The sequence below is a fragment of the Sulfurovum sp. genome, assembly GCF_036568385.1.
Classification (GTDB): Bacteria; Campylobacterota; Campylobacteria; order Campylobacterales; family Sulfurovaceae; genus Sulfurovum.
The window spans coordinates 54977-76028 of the sequence record NZ_DATCSP010000026.1 but is presented as its reverse complement, the minus strand read 5'-3'; the positions used below and the strand labels follow the sequence as shown (position 1 = coordinate 76028).

General features: G+C 47.6%; 19 protein-coding genes. 6 read left to right on the top strand and 13 right to left on the bottom strand.

The features are described 5' to 3' along the window. Window positions 1–19 precede the first annotated feature (19 nt). The 9 genes from VIM88_RS03080 to VIM88_RS03040 all read right to left on the bottom strand — a co-directional run bounded on the left by VIM88_RS03080 (window position 20) and on the right by VIM88_RS03040 (window position 10039). The gene (locus tag VIM88_RS03080) at window positions 20–337 is read right to left on the bottom strand and encodes a ChaB family protein (protein WP_331861416.1); all 318 of its coding nucleotides are present in this window, start codon (window positions 335–337) and stop codon (window positions 20–22) included. Between the two features lie 24 nt (window positions 338–361). Continuing rightward, a complete protein-coding gene (locus VIM88_RS03075; protein ID WP_331861415.1) occupies window positions 362–1225 on the bottom strand; it encodes a DUF808 domain-containing protein in 864 nt (287 codons plus the stop codon). Between the two features lie 79 nt (window positions 1226–1304). Then, a complete protein-coding gene (locus tag VIM88_RS03070; RefSeq protein ID WP_331861414.1) occupies window positions 1305–1742 on the bottom strand; it encodes a hypothetical protein in 438 nt (145 codons plus the stop codon). Further along, window positions 1739–2569, bottom strand: coding sequence for a 2-oxoacid:ferredoxin oxidoreductase subunit beta (locus VIM88_RS03065; RefSeq protein WP_331861413.1), 831 nt, complete (start codon window positions 2567–2569; stop codon window positions 1739–1741). The genes VIM88_RS03070 and VIM88_RS03065 overlap by 4 nt, the downstream gene beginning before the upstream one ends. After that, window positions 2566–4293 (bottom strand): 2-oxoacid:acceptor oxidoreductase subunit alpha, encoded by a 1728-nt coding sequence (locus tag VIM88_RS03060; RefSeq protein ID WP_331861412.1) that lies wholly within the window; start codon window positions 4291–4293, stop codon window positions 2566–2568. The genes VIM88_RS03065 and VIM88_RS03060 overlap by 4 nt, the downstream gene beginning before the upstream one ends. 183 nt (window positions 4294–4476) lie before the next feature. Next, a complete protein-coding gene (locus VIM88_RS03055) occupies window positions 4477–5031 on the bottom strand; it encodes a manganese efflux pump MntP family protein (RefSeq protein WP_331861411.1) in 555 nt (184 codons plus the stop codon). A 185-nt stretch (window positions 5032–5216) separates the two neighbouring features. After that, window positions 5217–6806: a ferredoxin--nitrite reductase gene (locus tag VIM88_RS03050; protein WP_331861410.1), complete on the bottom strand. Its 1590-nt coding sequence runs from the start codon at window positions 6804–6806 to the stop codon at window positions 5217–5219. Further along, on the bottom strand, window positions 6781–8058 hold the full coding sequence (cobA, locus tag VIM88_RS03045; protein ID WP_331861409.1) for a uroporphyrinogen-III C-methyltransferase: 1278 nt from the start codon (window positions 8056–8058) through the stop codon (window positions 6781–6783). The genes VIM88_RS03050 and cobA overlap by 26 nt, the downstream gene beginning before the upstream one ends. Further along, complete coding sequence (locus VIM88_RS03040) at window positions 8051–10039, bottom strand: molybdopterin oxidoreductase family protein (protein ID WP_331861408.1); 1989 nt, start codon at window positions 10037–10039, stop codon at window positions 8051–8053. The genes cobA and VIM88_RS03040 overlap by 8 nt, the downstream gene beginning before the upstream one ends. A 166-nt stretch (window positions 10040–10205) precedes the next feature. Between VIM88_RS03040 and VIM88_RS03035 the strand changes: the two genes are divergently transcribed. The 4 genes from VIM88_RS03035 (at window position 10206) to VIM88_RS03020 (ending at window position 14561) form a co-directional block, all read left to right on the top strand. Next, window positions 10206–11585: a CmpA/NrtA family ABC transporter substrate-binding protein gene (locus VIM88_RS03035; protein WP_331861407.1), complete on the top strand. Its 1380-nt coding sequence runs from the start codon at window positions 10206–10208 to the stop codon at window positions 11583–11585. 53 nt (window positions 11586–11638) lie between these two features. Then, a complete protein-coding gene (gene ntrB / locus VIM88_RS03030; RefSeq protein ID WP_331861406.1) occupies window positions 11639–12454 on the top strand; it encodes a nitrate ABC transporter permease in 816 nt (271 codons plus the stop codon). After that, window positions 12454–13251, top strand: a complete 798-nt coding sequence (locus VIM88_RS03025; protein WP_331861405.1) for an ABC transporter ATP-binding protein — start codon at window positions 12454–12456, stop codon at window positions 13249–13251. Before ntrB ends, VIM88_RS03025 begins: the two co-directional genes overlap by 1 nt. A gap of 68 nt (window positions 13252–13319) precedes the next feature. Then, window positions 13320–14561, top strand: a complete 1242-nt coding sequence (locus tag VIM88_RS03020; RefSeq protein ID WP_331861404.1) for an alginate export family protein — start codon at window positions 13320–13322, stop codon at window positions 14559–14561. Between the two features lie 11 nt (window positions 14562–14572). Here VIM88_RS03020 and VIM88_RS03015 read toward each other — a convergent pair whose 3' ends face one another. Continuing rightward, the gene (locus tag VIM88_RS03015; protein WP_331861403.1) at window positions 14573–16465 is read right to left on the bottom strand and encodes an ATP-binding protein; all 1893 of its coding nucleotides are present in this window, start codon (window positions 16463–16465) and stop codon (window positions 14573–14575) included. A gap of 156 nt (window positions 16466–16621) precedes the next feature. Between VIM88_RS03015 and VIM88_RS03010 the strand changes: the two genes are divergently transcribed. Both VIM88_RS03010 and VIM88_RS03005 read left to right on the top strand, forming a co-directional pair. Beyond that, a complete protein-coding gene (locus tag VIM88_RS03010; RefSeq protein ID WP_331861402.1) occupies window positions 16622–17293 on the top strand; it encodes a CPBP family intramembrane glutamic endopeptidase in 672 nt (223 codons plus the stop codon). 95 nt (window positions 17294–17388) lie between these two features. Further along, window positions 17389–18537, top strand: coding sequence for an iron-containing alcohol dehydrogenase (locus VIM88_RS03005; protein ID WP_331861401.1), 1149 nt, complete (start codon window positions 17389–17391; stop codon window positions 18535–18537). Window positions 18538–18612: 75 nt separating this feature from the next. On the opposite strand, the gene VIM88_RS03000 is transcribed toward VIM88_RS03005, so the two are convergent. The 3 genes from VIM88_RS03000 to VIM88_RS02990 all read right to left on the bottom strand — a co-directional run bounded on the left by VIM88_RS03000 (window position 18613) and on the right by VIM88_RS02990 (window position 21050). Further along, the gene (locus VIM88_RS03000) at window positions 18613–18930 is read right to left on the bottom strand and encodes a hypothetical protein (protein ID WP_331861400.1); all 318 of its coding nucleotides are present in this window, start codon (window positions 18928–18930) and stop codon (window positions 18613–18615) included. Window positions 18931–18962: 32 nt separating this feature from the next. Next, on the bottom strand, window positions 18963–20237 hold the full coding sequence (gene bioA / locus VIM88_RS02995; protein WP_331861399.1) for an adenosylmethionine--8-amino-7-oxononanoate transaminase: 1275 nt from the start codon (window positions 20235–20237) through the stop codon (window positions 18963–18965). A 273-nt stretch (window positions 20238–20510) separates the two neighbouring features. Continuing rightward, window positions 20511–21050, bottom strand: coding sequence for a hypothetical protein (locus tag VIM88_RS02990; protein ID WP_331861398.1), 540 nt, complete (start codon window positions 21048–21050; stop codon window positions 20511–20513). Between the last annotated feature and the right edge of the window lie 2 nt (window positions 21051–21052).

The following is a 21052-nucleotide window of genomic DNA, read 5'->3' as shown; positions in this document are numbered from 1 at the left end:
CTACACCATAGCTAACGCTCTATTTTTCTACCCACTCACCGTCTTTTTTTTCATAACTGTGCTTGACGGCTGCCCAGGCCACTTTGTGTGCGGTCTCTTCGAGGCTGGCATCATCACGCCTCTTTTGGGGATCTTCATACTCTTCCCATGCACTGTTAAAGGCTTCTTTGTAGATCTCCTGCGCATGTTTCGGGAGGTTGTCTCTGACCGATGCAGGAAGGTCCTCCAGTCTATCATAAGGCATATATTCTCCTTTCGCTAAAGTCAAACCGGCGTGCAGCGCTGCAACCTTCTTTCGTGTATCGTCTGCGATAATAAATGCAGTTTTCTCTCGCACTCTGATAAGTATAGCGGAAAAATCTTACTCTCCCATACTTTTGAGTGCAGAAAAGATCTTAACGACCGCGACGACCACGGCACCTACGATCAGCCCTACAAGCAGTTCGTTCAAAATGACCGGAACAGCTTCCACCATCATATAGTGGTGGATAAAATCAACATGATGGGAAAGTATACCGCCTCCTACCAAAAGCATCGCGATCGTTCCTATCACAGCGAGCACTTTGATCACTTTCGGCATCAGCGAGACCAGGAAAGTTCCTGCCGCCACTTTACCCCTTCCAATGAGCCAGAATCCCATATTGTCCATTCTTACGATCAGCGCCACCAGTCCATAGACGCCAAAGGTAGCGATCAGCGCGACCAAAGTGGTAGAAAAGATCTGTACGGCAAAAGGCTTGTCAAGTACTGTGCCAAGGGCCAGTATCACGATTTCAACCGATAAGATAAAATCCGTGGTGATCGCGGATCTTATCTTTTGCTTTTCCACGTCAAGGATATTTTCCTCAGTGGACTCCAAAAGCTCCTTTTCATGCGCTGTCTCTCCCTGTTTCTTATGAAAGTACTCCTCTATCTTTTCGACCCCTTCGTATAAAAGGTAAAGCCCTCCGATAATGAGAATATAGGGGATCAGTGAAGGAGCGAAAGCGCTGAGCAAAAATGCCAGAGGCAGGATGATCGCTTTGTTCAGAAGCGAACCTTTGGTGATCGCCCAGATCACTTTGAGCTCACGGTGCTGGTCAAAGCCCGTTGCTTTTTCTGCATTGACCGCGAGGTCATCTCCCAATATCGCTGATGTTTTTTGTGTGGCTATTTTGGTGGTCACTGCCACATCGTCTGCCAGAAGCACTATATCGTCTAAAAGCGCAAAAATTCCCGATGCCATGTGTTCATACTCCTCTACTCTGTTTGATACTATTCCATTCCCTATTTTAGCCAATTATCTGTAAAACCGATGAAACCTTTTATTTCCACACTTCATGATGCCTCACCAAGACCTCGACACACCGGATCACCTGCTCTTCCCTGTTCTCCTTCAGTAGAGTGGCATAGAAGGTTTGGTGGGCACCGATCAGCCTCTCTGTTGCTTTTCTGGCTTCGTTTTCCGTCATCAGGTAATGCGCTTCCGTCAAGTGCGAGGAAGGATGCTGATACTCCGGAAAAGGCATCTCCCAGGGAGGGATGGAGGGCAGACCATCATTTTGCGTATGTTCCGCCACTATCTCTTTTTCCGTTTCAAACTGTTCGCAGGCAAGAAAGAAAACACTGGCCGCCTGCTCATTGTTATGTGATCGCAAGGCATGTGCAAAGGTCTGGGTATGATAAAGGGTCTCATCGATCATCTCAATCAGTGCCGAAAGTACCCAGTTCGCAGGTATATGTTTTTCTTTATCCTGACTCATACTTCAAACTCCTTTTCAAGATCGGCCATGCTTTTTTCTTCCGAAGTACCGGGTTGGTACACCGCATGCTCTGCCCGGTAGAAGATCCCGGTGTCCAGTCCATCGCTTCCATGGATCCTCTGCGCTGCTTCTATCACATCAGCGGTCGGTTCAATGTTCATCCTGCGCATGGTCTTTTGCCACTCTTTTTCTTCCGGACGAAAGGTCACACAGGGGCTCTTGACCTCCACGAGCGAAAAGCCCTTATGTTCTATGGCATCCACGATCAGTTTTGTAAGACCGTTCTGGTCTCCCGCAAATCCCCGCGCTATGAAACTGGCTCCGGACGCCAGTGCGATCCCAAGCGGATTGAACGTGCGTATGCCGGTGCCGTGCGGTGCAAGTTTCGCTTCCCAGTCCGGTTCTGTCGTGGGCGAGGGCTGGCCTTTTGTCATGCCGTAGACTTCATTGTCCATGACGATATAGGTCATATCCATATTGCGGCGGCAGGCATGGAGAAAATGGTTTCCCCCTATCGAGTAGCCGTCTCCGTCACCGCCGGCGACAATGACGTGCATATCCGGCCGTGAGGTTTTCAGGCCTGCAGCCAAGGGCAATGCACGGCCATGCAGCCCATGAAATCCATAGGTGTTCAAATAGGCCGGTATTCTCGAAGAGCAGCCGATACCCGAGACCACAGCGATCTGCTCATTGGGGATCCTGAGCCAGGCAAGTGCCTTCGCCAGTGCCCGAAGAATGAAGAAGTGCCCGCATCCGGGACACCATATAGGATGGACATCTGATAAATAATCCTTTGCCGTTAGCGCTTCATGCGACTGATCTTTCATGCTGACACCTCCCTGATAAAGTCTTTGATCTCTGTGGTTTTCAATACCAAAGGTCCGGGTTTTGCCAACGATACCGCAGAACGGTCGATAGCCCCCTGTCCCAGACAATAGTGGTACAATTGTCCTGAATGGGACTGCTCGATCACGATGACCAGTTTCTCTTCAGATAGTTTCCAGATCTCATCCGCCTGCAAAGGCATCAAAAGACGCAGTGCTATCAGGTCTATGCCGTACCCCTCGCTATTCAGCTCAAGCACAGCCTTTTTTACATTGGCAAATGCAGATCCCCAGGTCAGTACCGCGATGCTCGACCCTTTGGGCGCCTTCACGATCTCTGCCCACATTTCCCCATAGGCGAACCGGGTAATTTTCCTACTTCGTTTTTCCAACTGCTGCTGGTGGTCAGAAGCGGCGGAAGAGGGTTTCCCGGTAACGGTGTGTTCCAATCCGTCCGCCGTATAGCACTCTCCTGTATTCCCCGGGATCGCCATCGGCGTGACATGGTCCGCTGTCATCCCATAACGCTCATAGCTCTTTTTCTCTGCCTGTGCCTGTTCTGGCAGAACCTTTCGCTTCAGCCCGAACGTTTTGGAAGGCACGGCGTCTATGATCGCTCTTGACTGGCCGAGTCTCTGGTCCGACAGCAGTACGACCAGCGTCTGCAGCGCTTCTGCCAGTCCCACTGCCCATTGCGTGGTCAGCACACAATCTGCTATGCTCAGCGGGGCAAGCACCACATGCGGTGCCTCGCCATGCATTCCGAAGAGTGCCTGGTTGAGATCGGTCTGTTCGGATTTGGTAGGAAGTCCGGTCGATGGCCCGCCGCGCATGACATTGATGACCAATGCGGGGGTTTCACTGGCGATGGCCAGTCCCATCGCTTCGGTCATTAGGGAAAATCCCGGCCCGGACGTTGCCGTCATCGAGGGTTTGCCGCCAAAAGAGCTGCCGATTACCATATTCATCGCAGCGAGCTCATCTTCTGCGATCAGGACATTCCCCCCTGTTTGCTCGATACGCGGTGCGAGATACTCCACAATATCACTCGCCGGTGTGATGGGATAGGCTGCAACGAACTTGATGCCTCCTCTGAGTGCTCCCAGGGCACAGGCCTCATTGCCGCTGATATTCCAGCGGGTCGTCTGCTCTGGCTGCCAGTGCTTGATCATCGGGTCCTTTGTTTCGAGCAAATGAAACCCTGTCCGAACCGCATCAAGCATACCGGAAACGAACGCTTCTCCTTTTTTCCCGAATAGCTGCTGCACCGCCTTTTCAAGAGACGCATAAGGCAGACCTATCTGCGCTGCTATGATCCCGATGGCAAAGGAACTCGGATGGCTTCCCTTCCGATGTTTCACCTCTTGGTGCAATGGTACGTCAACGACAGCAGCACCGGTCTTCTCAAGGCTTTCAGGAAGTGCTTCCTGTGCCGTGTCATAGAGTATACGGCTGTGCCTGTCCAAAGGGATCTCATCCCCAAAACGTTCAAAACCGCGCCAGTCGAAGGCAAAATGCAGGTCGCTTGCATCGGCGGCATATTCAACAGGATGGTCTGAAAAATTCACTATGACAGCCGATTCGCCGCCGCGTATCTGCGGACCTGAAAAACGGGAAAGGTGACCGTAAAATCCGGCATTGGCCATGCCTTTAAGCAGTACCGACCCCGCCGTGACCGCACCGCTTCCGCCTGAACCTGAAATAGAGACCGTGATGACATGACTCATTGCTATTTTCCCCCATACAACAGACTGTAAATTTCCAGTACACCCATCATGCCGATCAAAGACACTTGAAGCGTTGTACTGACCAGACATCATAACATGCCGATTTCTTTATTATAGCCTACTATGGTCATAAGTCAAAAACGGCTTCTTCAACCCTGAAGCAGGGAGTGTGCCTGGAGACGCTCAACCCAAAAGGGTGTGCTCGACAAGGATCTTCAAACCGATCGCGATCAGCACTGCCCCTCCGAGCAGTTCGGCCTTGCTTTCGAGGTAGGCTCCGCCGCGGGTGCCGAACCATACACCGGCATAGCTGAAAACAAATGTGGTCAGCCCGATGACAAAGACAGACACCGCTACCGTGGGTCCCATCAATGTCAGTGTAAATCCTGCTGCCATGGCATCGATGCTCGTTGCAATGGCCAGCAGGAGCAGGACCTTGTTCGTGACCTGCGAGATCTCTTCTTCTACCGGTTCGCCAAAGCTTTCATAGATCATCTTTGATCCGACAAGGCTCAGAAGGACAAATGCGACCCAGTGATCGACCGACTCTATAAAACTTTCAAGACCGATACCCGCAAGATAGCCGATAAGGGGCATCAATCCCTGAAAAAAACCAAAGAAAATCCCGACCTTTACGGCCAGCCATCTGTCGAACACGGCCTGCTTGGAACCCAGCCCGAGAGATACGGCGAAGGCATCCATGCTTAATGCAACTGCCAGAATAAGAAGTTCAACCATTGTCATAGCCTTTTTGAATACAATGGTACACAAAATCAGCTTTTATCGTTATGGCCTGACCCTTCAGTAGATCTCTTTTTACGCTACCTTTAAAACGATTTGACTATCTAGTTATTCATCGAATACTAAAGTGCTCCAGATAATAACCGCATGCCTCATATGCTGCGATAAGGTACTTCTCTGTATTACACCTCTATCAATTGTACGATTTCATCTGTTGAGAGCTTACACAAAACCCTGGAATCGAATGATTCAAAGCTTTCATCATCATATCTATTGTCTCTGTAGATCTCCATCAGACGTTTCACCATATACTTCGCTTCGCTAAGAGGCAAAGATCTATAAAGCTGTCGGGCTTCTTTTGCTTCTTTGGTGGCTTTACCGCCAAGATAGATATGTACCCCGTCAACCTTATTCCCCTCTGCATCTTTAGCTATACATCCCTCGAAACCGATATCTGCTACGCCGTGTATCCCGCATCCTTTGGGACAGGCACTCCAGTACATTCGTACTTTCCCCCCAGGTATCGGAACTTCCTTTTGCAGAAAGTTTGCCATCGCAATGGCATCGGGTTTATTGGCGATCACGCCAAATGCACATGTCGCCGTTCCCGCACACGCGATCTGATGGTTGAAATAGGTATTATGATAGCGCTGATAGATATCAAACAGCAGAGACTCCTTTACACTATTGACCTTTTCGGATTCGGTAACGATATAGAGACTCTGTTCAACACTTAATCTGATCTCTCCTTCCACCTGCTCAGCGAGCCTGGCTACCTCAATGAAGCTCTCACCGGTAAAAATACCGCTGGGTATACTGATATGTACTGCTGAAAGCCCTTGTCCCAGGTCAAAGACGCCACTCTCATCCAGCATGAACTCTTCCTTGGCCAATACTTTTCCACTATCTTCAAACTGCAGACCACTTTGCGCCTTGATCGCCTCAACGAACGCTTCCATCCCGACCGCTTCAAGTAGAAAGTGTAGTCTGTTCTTGTTCCTGTTATCTCTGAATCCGTATTTTTTAAAGAGATGGATCACTGCATGAAAGGCAGCTTTCACTTCACTTTCTTTGACAAACAGTCCAGTATCTCGTGCCTGAACACCTACTCGGCCTCCCAGATAGAGGTTGAAACCTGTTTCATTCTCTTTTTGCGCCAGGATAAAACAGCAGTCATGCCCATAGATGTTACAGTCATTGATCGTCGTTCCCAGTATGGCGGTATTGAACTTGCGCGGCAGCGTACCGATCCATTCATCCTGTTTTAAAAAGATGGATTGAAGTGCATCGATCAGCGGTTTGGTCCTGATGACATTAAGAACACCCAGCCCGTCAAAAGCGCTTGTTACTATATTTCTAAAGTTGTCTACACCGGTTTGAAACGTAGATATCCCTACCTCATCAAGCCCCTTGATCACCCTATAGAGATTTTCGAGTTTGATATACCTCATCTCTATCTGCTGTCTGGTCGTGATATCGATATAGTCTTCACCGTATGCCTTGGATAGTTCGCCTATTCTGGCAGCCTGCATCATGCTCAACTGTCCTCCGGGTATACGTAACCGCAGCATAAATTTCCCATCCTTCTTTAAAAAGGCTCCAAAGCATTTTAGAAAGAAACTGACATCTTCCTCATTGAGGTTTTCCAGCCCCGAAGAAGAGATACTCTGTAGTTCCTTATAGACACTCATAGGTGTTTTGACTTCTTTTATCTTTTCGATCTTATTGATCTTTTGATTTCGCTCGCTAAAAGCATGCTGCAAACTGTTCATTTTCTACTCCTTTAAGTTGTGTGTTAAATGTAACGACATCACCGAACACTATAATTGCCGGTCTGGGCATCTCATGTGCATCTCTTTGCAGATGTTCCAATGTTGTGGTGAGGATCTTCTGGTCAGGTCTGCTGGCATTGGAGATAACGGCACACGGTTTTTGCGGGGATATACCCAGTTTATTGGCTTGTGCGACAATTTCCTTTATGCGGCTCAAGCCCATTAATACCACTACCGTATGATTCTCTTTGGCCAGAAGATCGATCCAGTCAAGATTGATGCGGTTGCCTTTGAGATGGGCTGATACCACCGTAAATCCACTGGCATATCCTCTGGCAGTGACAGGTATGTTCCCCATGAGAGGTGCGGAAATGGACGAACTGATACCTGGGATCACTTCTGTATCTATGTACTGCTGCGTCAAGACCATAAGCTCTTCTGCGCCACGTCCAAAAACAAAAGGATCTCCGCTTTTCAGCCTCGCGATTTTTTTTCCCTGGCCGGCATAATGCAGGATCAGTGCATTGATCTCTTCTTGAGACCTTGAGTGATACCCCTTCTGCTTTCCGACAAACACTTTTTTCGTATGATCAGGGACCAAAGCTATGATCTCCTTACTGATTAGGTGGTCATATAGGACCACATCAACGTTCTGTATGATTTTATATGCCTTTACGGTCAGCAGCTCCGGATCCCCGATACCGCAGCCGACAAGATAGACCTTCGCACTTTTTGATTTGAGTTCCTTTATCGTTTCCGGTATCGATATCACTCCCCGGTCACGTTCTTTCTGTTTCTGTGTCAGGAAGGCTGTAATATCTACAGGTATCATCGCTTCGCACTGGTCACGGAAATATTTGGCTGCAGTCGGACTGGCACCGTTGCTTGATACTGCGATCTGCAGCGGCCTGTTCTTGGTCAGTGCCATAAAATAGAAATCACAATATTTGGGTTGATCCACGACATTAAGCAGAATAGGATGCTTCATTTTATACTCCAGCAGTTTTTGGGTGACACCAGGGTTTCCCGTGGCATCAATGATGATCGGTTCATTCTCAATGTCTTTGAGCTCAAACTCTTTTTGGATCACATGATCGGTCAGTTTCGCCAGACGACCATTGATCTCTTTTGAGATGATCCTGAATCTGATATCGTTATCAGCAAGTACTTCCGCTTTTTGGAGAGCAACATTGCCTCCGCCAATAAGAAGTATTTTTTTATCTTTCAACAAAATGGGAAGTGTGCTAGGCATAAGTGATCCTTTCTATTTTTACTGCGCTCTGGTTGTAGTCCGGTTGCAAAGACTCCTTATCAAGAAGATCATTTGTCAGATAGTTGATCTCGCGGTTACTGATCGGTATGAAGATGGATTTTTGATGTATCTTCCCGGTCAACAGTGCCTTGGTAAGGATCTCTCCTCTTCTAGAACTTACTTTGATCGTGTCACCCTCTTTGACCCCTAGATGTTTCGCATCCTCAGGATGTATCTCACAAAAGTTCAAAGGTTTGTGTTTGAGTAAAGTCTGTGGTAAATTGGTCTTGGTACCGCTATGCCACTGGTCCCTAGTTCTGCCGGTCAAGAGTATAAAGGGAAACTCGAGGTTTGTCTTTTCACTCATCAGCTTATTTTCTACGAAGAAGAGATTCCCTTTTTTATCCGGCGTTAAAAAATGTTTGATCTTTTCTCCCCATACAAACGGTCTATGTGTCATCTCATCATAGTCTGCTTCAGAGATATCCATATGGTTATTGAGTTTGGTCATTTTTTGATACTCTTTGAATATCTCTTTCGGCGTATCAAAATTAAACGCTCTCTGAAACCCGAGTTTTTGTGCAAGAAGCTGAAATATCTCCCAGTCGGGTTTGCAGTCAATGGATGTTCTGGTGAGACGCTCTTGTTTGGTAATGGTACGGTCGAGGTTGGTCTGTGTTCCCTCTTTCTCGCCCCAGGGTGCCGCAGGAAGCCTGATATGTGCATATCTGCCAGTCTCGGAGTTGTCATAGGCATTGATCTCGACGACCAGAGGGATCTTGGCGATCTGCTCCTCTACCCTCCTTCTGTTCGGGAGATGATAGATAGGATCCGTATGACATATAATGAGGACATCCAGTTCTGCTTCCAGCATCTGAGTAGAGGTCAGCCCGGGTTTGCTGTCGATCTTATCCGTCTTCCAGAACTTCGAAACCTTTTGTATACTCTCTTCATCAAAGCCAAGATGGACAGCCAGCATGGTCGAAAGCCCGCCAACCTCTCTGCCACCCATCGCGTTAGGCTGCCCGGTAAGGCTAAGTGGCCCGCAGCCTTCTTTGAATATATTTCCTGTCAGCAGATGGGTATTGAGCAGTGCGAGGTTTTTATCTACCCCCTGTACGGACTGGTTCAGGCCCATGGTCCATGCGGTGATGATATTGCTGCTTTCTGTATACAGTTCCCAGAATACATCAAACGCCTTCTGTGACAGCCCTGTACGCTTAAGCATCTTGGTCACAGGGACACGCTTGAACTTGTTCTTTAGCAGCTCGAAGTTATTGATATGTTCTGCGACGAACGCTTTATCATATTTCTCTTCATCTATCAAACGTTTGGATATCAGATTGAAAAAATCGATATCACTGCCCGGTTTTATGGAAAGATAGAGGTCCGCTATATTTGCCGTATCTGTCCTTCTAGGATCTATGACTACTACTTTCAGACCATTCTTTTTGGCTTTTTTGATCCTGTTATGAAACACGACATGGGCCTCTGCCGTATTTGCACCGGTCAATATGAGCAGATCTGATTTGAATATATCATCCATCCGTACCGGTACAAAATCTGCACCTATGGCCTTTTTATAGGCAACGACTGCACTTGCCATACAGGTACGGCTGTTCGTATCGACATTGTTGGTACCTATAAACCCTTTAGCCAGTTTATTGGCTATATAATAATCTTCCGTCAAGAGTTGTCCGGAGAGGTAAAACCCTATTTTTTCTTTAGAAGTGTTTTGGATACGCTCTGCGATATATGACAGTGTCTCATCCCAATCAGATTGTTCAAACGTTTCCTCTATTGTTTTTCTGATATAGGGTCTTAGTAGCCTGGTCGGTGTTTGCATGCTTACCAGTTCTGAGATGCCTTTGGAACAAAGATTCCCCTGGTTTACAGGATACGCTATATTACCTATGAGCTGTTTCTCATCATATTCCAAACCACATCCTACACCGCAATATCCACATACTGACTTGATCATCTTTATTACCTTCATCTAGTGTTTTATTCTCACTATTATAGACCCGAACTAATGTAATATTAAGAATTGTATGATTAAAAATTAATCAATTTATTGTTTATTTAATATCTATATCTATGTTACTATTTTCACATCAAAGCATTTTATGTAAATTTAAGGAGTAAAAATGTTGAGAAAAGTTTTGAAAATAGGATTAGGACTCTCGTTGGTCACAACTGCCGTGTTGGCAGAGGTTGAAAAGAAACAATTGAAAATAGGGTTTATCGCACTTACGGATTGTGCGCCTATTGTTATCGCTAAAGAAAAAGGCTTCTTTGAAAAATATGGCTTGGATGTACATGTCGTTAAAGAAGGTGGAGGATGGCCCGGGATCCAGCAAAAAGTGATCAACGGTGAGTACGACTTTTCTCATGCCCTTGCAGGTATGCCGATAGCAGCAACTTTGGGTATCAATGGAAATGCAGATCTGCAGGCATTACTCTCACTGGATCTCAATGGCAATGGCATTACCTATGGGAACAAGATCATCAAAGAGATGCAAAAGTACGGCATGGATGAGACAAAACGTCCGCTTGGTTCCGAAGCACTTAAAAAGTATATCGATGCGAAACATGCTGCTGAAGGATCAGACTATAAGCCTTTGAACTTCGGTATGGTACACCCGGTATCTACCCATAACTACGAACTGAGATACTGGATGGCAAGTTCGGGGATCAAACCGGATGAAGATACAACGATCAAGCCGTTCCCCCCTCCCACCATGCCATCCAACCTCATAGCCGGAAATATCGAAGGCTATTGTGTAGGCGAGCCATGGAACGAACGTATCGTGATGGCCAACAAAGGTTCAACGCTCGTCACAAATTATGATATCTGGAACAACAACCCTGAAAAAGTGCTTCAAACGCGTGCAGACTTTGTAGAAAAGTATCCGGAAACAACGCAAGCGGTGATGAAAGCGATCATTGAAGCACAGATGTGGCTGGATGAAAGCTGGGAAAACAGAAAGGAAGCCGCCAGGATTCTGAGTAAACCGAACTATGTCAAAGCACCGGTAAAAGTACTTGAAAAATCCATGACCGGAACCTTCCAATACCTCAAAGGACAGGAGTCAGAGCCGAACCCTATGTTCAACGTTTTCGCGAACTACTATGCAGCATATCCATTTTACAGCCATGGTATGTGGTTCATCACACAAATGTATCGTTGGGGACAGCTGGACAAAGCGGTCAACATGAAAGAGGTGATCGAAAAGGTCTACAGGCCTGACCTGTTTGCCGAAGCGGCTAAAGAGGTAGGCTACTCTCTTCCGCCCAGCCCTTGGAAGAAAGACGGTGTAGATGAGTACAACAAATTTATGGACGGCAAGGTGTATGACCCCAACAAGTCAGTCGACTATATTTACAGTTTCGAGGTCACCGCGCCAAAAGTAAGTAAAGAGGAGCTTTTACAGGCAAACAACTGGACGGTAGAGACCAAGCAGCCTTCTTACGTATGTCCTTACGGACCAGCCGGGTGCGCTGATCCCAAATATGTCACAAAATAGCTATACATACACCATGGTCTTTGACTTTGGCCACAAATAATAAAAGGAATACAATGAAAAACGAACTTGCCAAGAAGATCATACTCCCTGTCATCGTACTTGCTGTGATATTGGCTGCATGGTCATGGCTTGCTGCGGTAGTTGAGGATTTTCCTACCCCTGGCGATACCTATGTCTCTGCATTCGGAGGGACGACTTCCAACGGTGATGAAGTGGAAGGGGTACTCACCGATCCATTTTATATTGTCAATGAAGATAATAAAGGAGTTTTCTGGCAGATCTTCGCATCACTAGAGAGGGTTTTTGCAGGATTCACTCTGGCAATTTTTGCAGGTGTACCGCTAGGCCTGATGATCGGCATGAGTAAAAGTGCACAGTATGCATTTGACCCGTTTATCCAAATATTCAAACCGGTTTCACCACTGGCATGGCTGCCCCTTCTGTTATATATCTTTCAGGATATCAATATGACGGCGATATCCACCATATTTGTAACCTCCATCTGGCCGATCATCATCAATACAGCCCTTGGCGTACGTAATGTTAGTCAGGATTATATGAATGTAGCAAAGGTATTACAGTTCACGCCGATGGAAAAGATAAGAAAGATCATTCTGCCGGTAGCTGTTCCGTTCATATTTACAGGAATGAGACTCTCTTTGGGAATTGCATGGCTGGTCATTGTGGCCGCTGAGATGCTGACAGGAGGTATCGGTATCGGTTTTTGGATCTGGGATGAGTACAACAATCTCAACTATCACCATATCATCATAGGAATTCTGATCGTCGGTATTGTCGGTTTTATACTGGATCTGCTGATGGGTAAGGTCTCAGACTTTTTTGACTACAGGAAGAAAGGAAGATCATAATGGGTGCACAAAAGTTTTTACATTTGGAAAATGTTGAAAAAAGATTTCCTGTTCCGGGAAAAGAGGACTACATCGCTGTGACTGATGTCAACCTTGAGATCAGAAAAAATGAGATCATCTCCATCATCGGACACAGCGGATGCGGTAAATCTACGCTTCTTAATATGATCTCCGGGCTTGATGGCCAAACCGATGGGTATATATTTCTTCTGGGAAAGGAGGTGAAGGGGCCGGGACCTGATCGGGCGGTCGTATTCCAGAACCACTCTCTGCTTCCGTGGCTGAGTGTCTATCAGAATATTGAAATGGCCGTGCAAAAGGTCATGCCGGACCTTACCAAACAGGAGCTCAGAGAGAGAGTAGAAAAATTTGTCTCTATGGTCAACCTTGATCAAGCCAAAAACAAGCTGCCAGATGAGATCAGTGGCGGCATGAAACAGCGTGTGGGCATTGCAAGAGCAATGGCGATCAAACCTAAAGTACTCTTGATGGATGAACCTTTTGGTGCACTGGATTCACTGACACGTGCGAATTTGCAGGAACACCTTATGAGAATACAGCAGAACGTGCAAAACACCGTTATTATCATTACCCATGATGTGGATGAAGCTGTACTGCTCAGTGACAGAGTGATCATGATGACCAACGGTCCTGAAGCCACGATCGGTGAGATACTTGAAGTGAATCTGCCCAGACCTAGAAACAGAGTCGAACTTCAAAAAGACCCTGAGTACACACGGTGCAGAGAAGCCATACTGAGTTTCCTCTATGAAAAATTTGCAAAGGAGGATGAGTAAGATAGACTTAAAACATACTGCGGGGAAAGAACAAAGAGATTTCATTAAAAAAATAAAGGAATAAAACGATGAAAAAGAAAATTTTATTGTCTATAGCTGCATCAGTGATGGCTATGGCCGGAGGAGAAGTTCTACCACAAGAGCCTGTAAAGGCGGAAACGGAAAAAGGAACGGATACAGGGATATTTACAGATGTCAGATACAGCGGCGAGCTTCGCACACGTTATGAATTTGCTGATGACAGTGTCAAGGATGAAGCCGATGCGATCACCACCCGTTTCGCATTATCGGCAGGTGCGGATATCGGCGCCATTGAGGGGCTGAGTGCGTTTGGTCAGATCATGGCGGTTACCAACTTCGGATATGATGAGTATGCACCGGAACAAGCGGGATATGCCTTGATCGCAGACCCGCAGAACGAACGTATCACCCAGGCCTATCTGGACTATAAAATGGGAGATACCCTTATGCGTGCAGGACGCCAGATGATCAACCTTGATGACCAGAGATTTATAGGGGCTGTAGGCTGGAGACAGATGCCTCAGACCTTCATGGGGTATACCCTGAAAAATAGCTCGTTGGAAAATGTGGATCTCATGGCGGCCTACCTGACTGAACGCTATGGTATTATGGATACACTTTCTGGTGGAACCAAAAGCGTACTACTTCATGCAGATTATAAGGCAATGCCGGAACTTAAACTCTCTGCGTATGGATATTTGTTGGGATCCAACAGCGATACCTACGGTCTGATGGCATCAGGTAAAATTGGTATCATCAACTATATTGCAGAAGTAGCGACCCAGAAGGATGCAAGTATAGAGTACGAAAATGCCGGTGAACCTCAGGTAGATGCAATGTATTTTAGAGGTGATATCGGTACCAACTACCATGGGCTGATCCTTGGTGCTGCCTATGAGTCCATGGGAGATGCCGATGAAAATACGCACGGTTTCACCACACCACTTGCCACGCTGCATAAATGGCAGGGATTTGCAGATGTATTTTTAGGCTATACAGGCGGAAGCAATACCTACGGTCTGGATGATATGTATGCAAAGATCGGTTATGCGAATCCAACGTTCGGTCAAGTGCTTGCGATCTACCATACATTCAGTACACAGGAGACAGACGGCATACTGAGTGATGATGCAGGCACAGAACTGGATCTGCTTTATACGTATACGTTCTCAAAAGATCTGAACTTTCTTGCAAAAGCAGCGTTCTTTTCAGGAGAATCGGACTCTGTGATCAGCGCAGCACAAGAGGATGTCACCAAATACTGGGTACAGCTCGATTATAATTTTTAGTCTGTAAGCTCTTACGTCTTAAGAAAAGAAAGATGAATATCGCTGCCGTAGCGGCGGATGATATCCATCTTCGCAGCGTGATAGGCTTCCATGTCACCTTTCTGCCCCGTTCTTTCTATCAGGCGATGGGCGAGTTCATCTGAGATCACATCCATGAAAAGCTCCGCCAGCAGCAGCCTTGCGGAATCCCGGAAATGTCCTCGGCCGTCCACATAGAGCTGTACCGTCGGTGCACCTGTATTGATGATGATCTTCCGTTCTTCCGGACTGTATACGGCCCTGTTCAGCTCATTCTCCAGATTGCGAAGTTCATACCCTGCGAACATGTCCGCGCCGTGGTCCCTGGGCACTCTCCTTTTGGCAGCATGGGCCGATGTACTATGGCTGTGATGGGAGGTATGCTCCGCGACCACGATCTCGCACCACGCCCAGTAGCTTCCCGCCCGCACCATGATCCTGCCGTTTTCTCCAGCTGTTCGGCCTGTCACCGTCCATTCTATCCTGTGCGTATCACCCAGTTCGCGTATCGGTATTTCCGCAGGTATTGGTTCGATACGCATCGATTCGGGCAACGTGTACTCGAATTGCAGTACTTCATCCTCCGGGAACTGAGCGGGATCTATCAGCAGTGCGACATGGAAAGGATGGTCGAGCTTCCGGTAATAAAAAGGGGTAGTGAAACGCAGCAGGTCCGAAACTTCTCCCCCGCCTGCGGAGACAGGCTCACTGGCATCGGCCGGCAGCATGATGCCCAGGTCCCGGGCTGCGGCCAGATTCATACGCTCAAGCAGATGCTCTATCATATGATTGGTCCGCTCCGAGGTCGAGGCACGCTCAAGATGTTTCAGTTTTTCCTGTTCTGCCAGCACAGAGGATGAGATCATGGTGCTGACGGCCCTTGAAAAGGCATGCACGAAAGGGTCCTTATGGTTCAGCCCCTCTCTTTCATCACTGATGATGGCCATGCCCTGACCCAGTTTTTCGATCAGTGCGGGACAGCGCACGGTACCAAAAAGGTACTCTGTCCCCACCTGATTCTCATAGTCGAAGAGCTGGCAGTCCAGTACGGCCATGTCGGAAATGACGACCAGTCCGTTCGTCCGTTCGTCACCGCTGGGCGTCAGTTCTGTATCTAACGCACGTTTCAGCGTGAGCGTGAAGGGGTACAGGGCGTTCTGATACTCGAAGTGTCCCGTTTCGTCCGGGCCCAGCAGCAGCATCGAGGGCGGTTCTTCATAGCGGACCTGCCCGCTCTTCTCCAGCTCCCTGCCCCGCTGCAGGTTCACCAGCTCCACCTTGCGCCGCTCAAGCACATCGCGCAGGTAGATGTTATTGGAGACCGACTGCACGAGGGATCCGTAGCGGGAGATGTTCACATGCGCGTTCTCGACGACGATCGTCACCTGGGTGCCATTCTCATCGATGCCAAGACGGCTGTAGTCACTGGACAGGGCCGGCCGGTCACCGCTCCAGTCGTCATAGATGTAACCGCCGTTTTCACTCCTGAAAAGCTCTATACGCGAAATCCGTCCGTTTTGGATGGTCTCTATCCATCCGTGTCCGAGACCATAAATAGCCTGTTTCAGACCTCGCCCGAAATAACCGCGACCTCCGCTCTCGCCGCGTGCCAGAGGACTGTGCGCACCGCCATAGGTCAATATACGCCGTACCTGCTCGAAGGACATCCCTTCCGCCTTGTCGGTCACGACCAGTAATGCGCCTTTCTGATGTCTTTCATACTGAACGGAGATCTCGCCTGTCGTTGATCTGCCTGCCTTTTCCAGCCGGGCATAACTGTCGTCACTGTTGGTGATCAGTTCGACCAGCGCTTTTTCTATGGAAGCAAAACGGCGGGAATCGATATCGATCACCCGCTGGTCTACCGGAATTTCGTTAATGGCCATATCCTGTACCCCTTGCACGTATTTTAAGTCTTAATCGTTCAATTATAACATGTAAGACAGAACTTAGAGTGACCGATGCCTATTTATTACCAATTCTGTTCACATTGTTACCACGCTTCGATATAATGTACCCTACAAAAGTGTGGAGGTTGTTTTATGGACCATACCGGCATATACGGATCACTGATGCACTCACGCACCTATCTTGTCAGTGAGCTCCTCGGTATTTTCGTTATCGTTCCCGCCGCTATCTATGCACTGCTTCCGGTGCCTGTTCTCCCCTTTTTGTGGGTGGTCGTTGTTTTCAGTATCTGGGCTCTTTTCAAAGACAGATCCTTTGACCGGGATACGCTATGGCACGCATCCGAACTCAAAAAAAACTACAGGCTCGTACTGAAACAATTTATCCTCATTGCAGCGGTGATGGTGGCTTTGGTCTACTTTTTCAGTCCTGACCATCTTTTTTCCCTGCTCAAAAAAGATCCTCTGCTCTGGGCGCTGATCGTGATCCTCTACCCGCTTCTCTCTGTCTATCCCCAGGAGCTGCTCTACAGGACCTTCTTTTTTCACCGCTACAGGATGCTTTTTCAACAAAAATGGCAGATGATCACTGTAAACGCCCTGCTCTTTGGCTACATGCATGTCATTTTCCAAAACTGGGTAGCGGTCCTGCTTACTGCTGCGGGAGGGTTTCTCTTTGCTGCCATGTATGAAAGAACACGCTCCACACTCCTTGTCTCGGTCGCTCATGCACTTTACGGAAACCTGCTGTTTACCTTGGGACTGGGAACCTACTTCTATAACGGTACCATGTTAACACTATCATAAGAAGATAGAAGATGGACACAGGAACATCATCCATGGAACTTTGAGGATGATGAGCTATAATAGCCCCTATATCAACACCAATAAGGAGATCAACAATGGTCAATTTCACCTATCAAAATCCGACAAAAATAGCGTTTGGAAAAGAGAAAGAAAAAGAGATCGGCGCGTATATCGCTGAAGACAATATCAAAAAAGTGCTCCTTGCCTATGGAAGTGACCGTATCAAAAGAGACGGTCTGTTCGACACTGTAGTAGCCAGCCTGGAAGAGAACGGGATCGAATATGTTGAGTTGGGAGGTATCGTCAGCAACCCGGTGCTCTCAAAAGTGTATGAGGCCGTAGATCTGGCAAAGGCACACCATGCGGAGGCCATCCTCAGTGTCGGCGGCGGTTCCGTACTGGACAGCGCAAAGGCCATAGCGGCCGGTGCCCTGTATGACGGCGATGTATGGGACTTCTTTATCGGAAAGAGTGTGATCGAAAAGGCGCTGCCGGTCTATGACATCATCACCCTTGCAGCGTCTGGAAGCGAAATGAACACGTTTGCCGTGGTGACGAACGAGGAAACGAAACAAAAATACTCTATTGCTTCACCGCACCTCTACCCAAGGGTATCCGTCATCAATCCAGAACTTCAAAAGTCGGTCTCCGAAGAGTACCTCGTCTACTCTGCGGCGGATGTCATCGCCCACTCCATAGAGGGGTACTTTACTGCCTCTTCACATCCGGATATCATCGCTGCCTATGTGGAAGCGAACATTACCACGGTCATCAATACCACGGAAACGCTGCTGGCAGACCGGGATGACTATGACGCACGCGGAGAGTTCGCCTGGGCAGCGACGCAGGCGCTGAACGGTACGACCTATCTGGGTCTGGAAGGATACAGTTTCCCGAACCATATGATCGAGCATACGCTTTCTGCACTTTTCAATGTGCCGCACGGCGCGGGTCTTTCGGTCGTCATGCCTGCCTGGATGAAATGGTACGTGTCGCAGAACGAAGGGCAGTTCCAGCGTTTCTCACAGAAAGTGTTCGGACTTTCGGACGCCATGGAAGGGATAGAGGCACTGGAGTCATGGTTCAACAAGGTCGGTACCCCGACGAGGCTTTCACAGTTCTCTATCAAAGAGAGTGATCTTGATGCGATCGTGGAGAATGCCTACGGTAATGCAGAAGCTTTCGGCCTTGCTGAAACCTATACCAAAGCCGTGCTGAGAGAGATCCTCGAAAAGGCCTTGTAGGACTGTAGGTTTTCGCATTTCCTGTTCCCATCGGCATGACGCGGCAGGCCGGGAACAGGAAGAACCGCTGATAGGCTACAGATCGTCCATGTCCATATCATCCAGGTCAAAGTCCATCTCCATCGGTTCTTCTTCCACCTCTTTCAACTCACTGATGTCTTCAGCAGGGATATTCAGGGTGAGTGCGACCATCGGGACCAAAGCATTGTCGTCTACGATCTCCTGGCACTCCTTGGATGTGTTGTATACAGTCAGTATGTCATCGTTTAAAAGTACATCCCTCTCGCTGATACCCAGTTCTGCGGCTAATATATGCAGGTCCGGACGATTAAGATGCACTGCACCTTTCACTTTCATTGAGAACCCTTTTCTGAGCGGTAATCCTGGAAACATTTTTTTCTCCTTTATATGTTGTTTGACGCTGTTTATCTAGAAGCTTCAAATTCTTTGATCACAGCATGGATCGCTTGCGTGATCTGCGTTAACTCTTCACGCGAAGTGACATAGGGCGGCATGATATAGACAAGGTTCAAAAATGGCCTGATCCATACACCGTTTTCAATGAACTTCGGTGTCATCCATGCCAGATCCACATCCCGGTTGAGCTCCACAACACCTATGGCACCCAGCACACGCACCTCTTTGACAATGTCAAGGTCGTTGCACGCAGCCAGCTCCGCTTTGAGCTGTGCCTCTATCGCTAAAACCCTCTGCTGCCAGGGGGAATCAAGCAGCAATGCCAGACTTGCATTGGCAACACTGCACGCCAGCGGATTCGCCATAAAGGTCGGCCCGTGCATCAGCACATTGCCGTTGGACTCCACGCCGGCCATCACTTTTTTGGTCGTGAGTGTCGCTGCGAGTGACATGTAACCGCCCGTCAGCGCCTTGCCGACACATAAAATATCCGGGGAGACACCCGCATGCTCGTACGCGAACAATTTACCTGTCCTGCCGAACCCTGTAGCGACCTCATCAAGTATCAGCAGCACATCATAGGCATCGCACAGCGCGCTTACTTCTTTTAAAAACCGGGGTGAGTAGATCCTCATCCCGCCCGCGCCCTGCACGATGGGTTCGAGTATTACGGCAGCGATCTCACGGTGGTGCTGCTCCAGCTTCGAGGCGAAGTCGGCGATGTACCTATCATCCCACGCTTCATCATACGCACACCCCGGAGCCTCTGCAAAGATGTTCTTATGCAGTATCTTCTCAAAGACCGAGTGCATCCCCGTGACAGGATCACAGACGCTCATGGCTCCGAAGGTATCACCATGGTACCCTTTATAGAATGCCAGGATCTTGCTTTTTTGGCTGTTCCCCTGCGAACTCCAGTACTGAAATGCCATTTTCAAGGCCACCTCAACGCTCACAGAACCCGAATCACTGAAAAAGACCCGTTCCAAAGCGTCGTCGGTAATGTCGATCAGCGTTTTTGCCAGCTTGATCGCCGGTTCATGCGTAATGCCCCCGAACATCACATGAGACATTTTTGAAAGCTGCTCTGCCGCAGCATTGTTTAAAGCCTCCACATTGTAGCCATGGATGACCGACCACCAGGAGGACATGCCATCGATGATCTTCTTTCCGTCTTCCAGCTCAAGGTAGACACCCCTGGCCGATCTGACAAAGGTCATATCTATGGAGGGGTTGGAAGGTGCATAAGGATGAAGAATATGCTCTCTATCGTACTCTAACATACATTTGATCCTTATATTTCTAGGTTTTCTCTTTAAAAGTATAACAATGTTTACTTACCGTTAGTGTACATCGTGTACACTTCTTCTTACATAGCAACCAAACACATGAAATTTTTTCATGTGAACTCCTCCCCTTTTAAACTTCCCTTTAATTTGGTTGCTATTATCAGATAAGATCATCACTTCACATCGGAAGAGCTCGAACGAATTAAAAATGTATAAATCTATAGGGTTGTAATAATTGAATATGCTTTAAAAAATTATTTTGACTATTTATATCCACTCTACATCTTTTAGTCTAACTTTCACGTGATCACTTAGTCTGCTTTTGACAGCTTCGATAAAAATATTTCTGTAAATCGTTACATAACCATAAAATATGATCAATAGGAAAAAAGCAAAATAGCTTTCGTACATTAAACTGACTATCGGAGGGAACAGCACGACAAAAGAACCAGATACGATCAAGGTGTACTTTCCGACGCTCTCTGAAACATTGAACGCACGGACAAGTATTTTTATCATTTTTGCTGCAAATTCAGCCAAAGGATCCAACACTTTTTTTGCAACGATCATATTGTTTTTGGAGAGCCTGTCTCTGAATACATAAAAGTATAAATAAAGTCCATATGCTATAGTTGCAAACCCATTTAATACAGTGAATATACTGCTGTAAAATGCAAGATCGACCCATGACGTATATTTGTCTAGAATGATCAACTGATAAGACAATACTGTTATGATGATCCATGCCAGTTGCATGCCCATCAGGATATATAAACCTTTTAGATATTTTCTTTTTGTATTATCCATTG

What these genes read in the sequence shown, in the direction of transcription:
- VIM88_RS03075 (WP_331861415.1), bottom strand. Translation starts at nt 1,225, where the DNA reads ATGGCATCGGGAATTTTTGCGCTTTTAGACGATATAGTGCTTCTGGCA.
- VIM88_RS03070 (WP_331861414.1), bottom strand. Translation starts at nt 1,742, where the DNA reads ATGAGTCAGGATAAAGAAAAACATATACCTGCGAACTGGGTACTTTCG.
- VIM88_RS03065 (WP_331861413.1), bottom strand. Translation starts at nt 2,569, where the DNA reads ATGAAAGATCAGTCGCATGAAGCGCTAACGGCAAAGGATTATTTATCA.
- VIM88_RS03060 (WP_331861412.1), bottom strand. Translation starts at nt 4,293, where the DNA reads ATGAGTCATGTCATCACGGTCTCTATTTCAGGTTCAGGCGGAAGCGGT.
- VIM88_RS03055 (WP_331861411.1), bottom strand. Translation starts at nt 5,031, where the DNA reads ATGGTTGAACTTCTTATTCTGGCAGTTGCATTAAGCATGGATGCCTTC.
- VIM88_RS03050 (WP_331861410.1), bottom strand. Translation starts at nt 6,806, where the DNA reads ATGAACAGTTTGCAGCATGCTTTTAGCGAGCGAAATCAAAAGATCAAT.
- cobA (WP_331861409.1), bottom strand. Translation starts at nt 8,058, where the DNA reads ATGCCTAGCACACTTCCCATTTTGTTGAAAGATAAAAAAATACTTCTT.
- VIM88_RS03040 (WP_331861408.1), bottom strand. Translation starts at nt 10,039, where the DNA reads ATGATCAAGTCAGTATGTGGATATTGCGGTGTAGGATGTGGTTTGGAA.
- VIM88_RS03035 (WP_331861407.1), top strand. Translation starts at nt 10,206, where the DNA reads ATGTTGAGAAAAGTTTTGAAAATAGGATTAGGACTCTCGTTGGTCACA.
- ntrB (WP_331861406.1), top strand. Translation starts at nt 11,639, where the DNA reads ATGAAAAACGAACTTGCCAAGAAGATCATACTCCCTGTCATCGTACTT.
- VIM88_RS03025 (WP_331861405.1), top strand. Translation starts at nt 12,454, where the DNA reads ATGGGTGCACAAAAGTTTTTACATTTGGAAAATGTTGAAAAAAGATTT.
- VIM88_RS03020 (WP_331861404.1), top strand. Translation starts at nt 13,320, where the DNA reads ATGAAAAAGAAAATTTTATTGTCTATAGCTGCATCAGTGATGGCTATG.
- VIM88_RS03015 (WP_331861403.1), bottom strand. Translation starts at nt 16,465, where the DNA reads ATGGCCATTAACGAAATTCCGGTAGACCAGCGGGTGATCGATATCGAT.
- VIM88_RS03010 (WP_331861402.1), top strand. Translation starts at nt 16,622, where the DNA reads ATGGACCATACCGGCATATACGGATCACTGATGCACTCACGCACCTAT.
- VIM88_RS03005 (WP_331861401.1), top strand. Translation starts at nt 17,389, where the DNA reads ATGGTCAATTTCACCTATCAAAATCCGACAAAAATAGCGTTTGGAAAA.
- VIM88_RS03000 (WP_331861400.1), bottom strand. Translation starts at nt 18,930, where the DNA reads ATGTTTCCAGGATTACCGCTCAGAAAAGGGTTCTCAATGAAAGTGAAA.
- bioA (WP_331861399.1), bottom strand. Translation starts at nt 20,237, where the DNA reads ATGTTAGAGTACGATAGAGAGCATATTCTTCATCCTTATGCACCTTCC.
- VIM88_RS02990 (WP_331861398.1), bottom strand. Translation starts at nt 21,050, where the DNA reads ATGGATAATACAAAAAGAAAATATCTAAAAGGTTTATATATCCTGATG.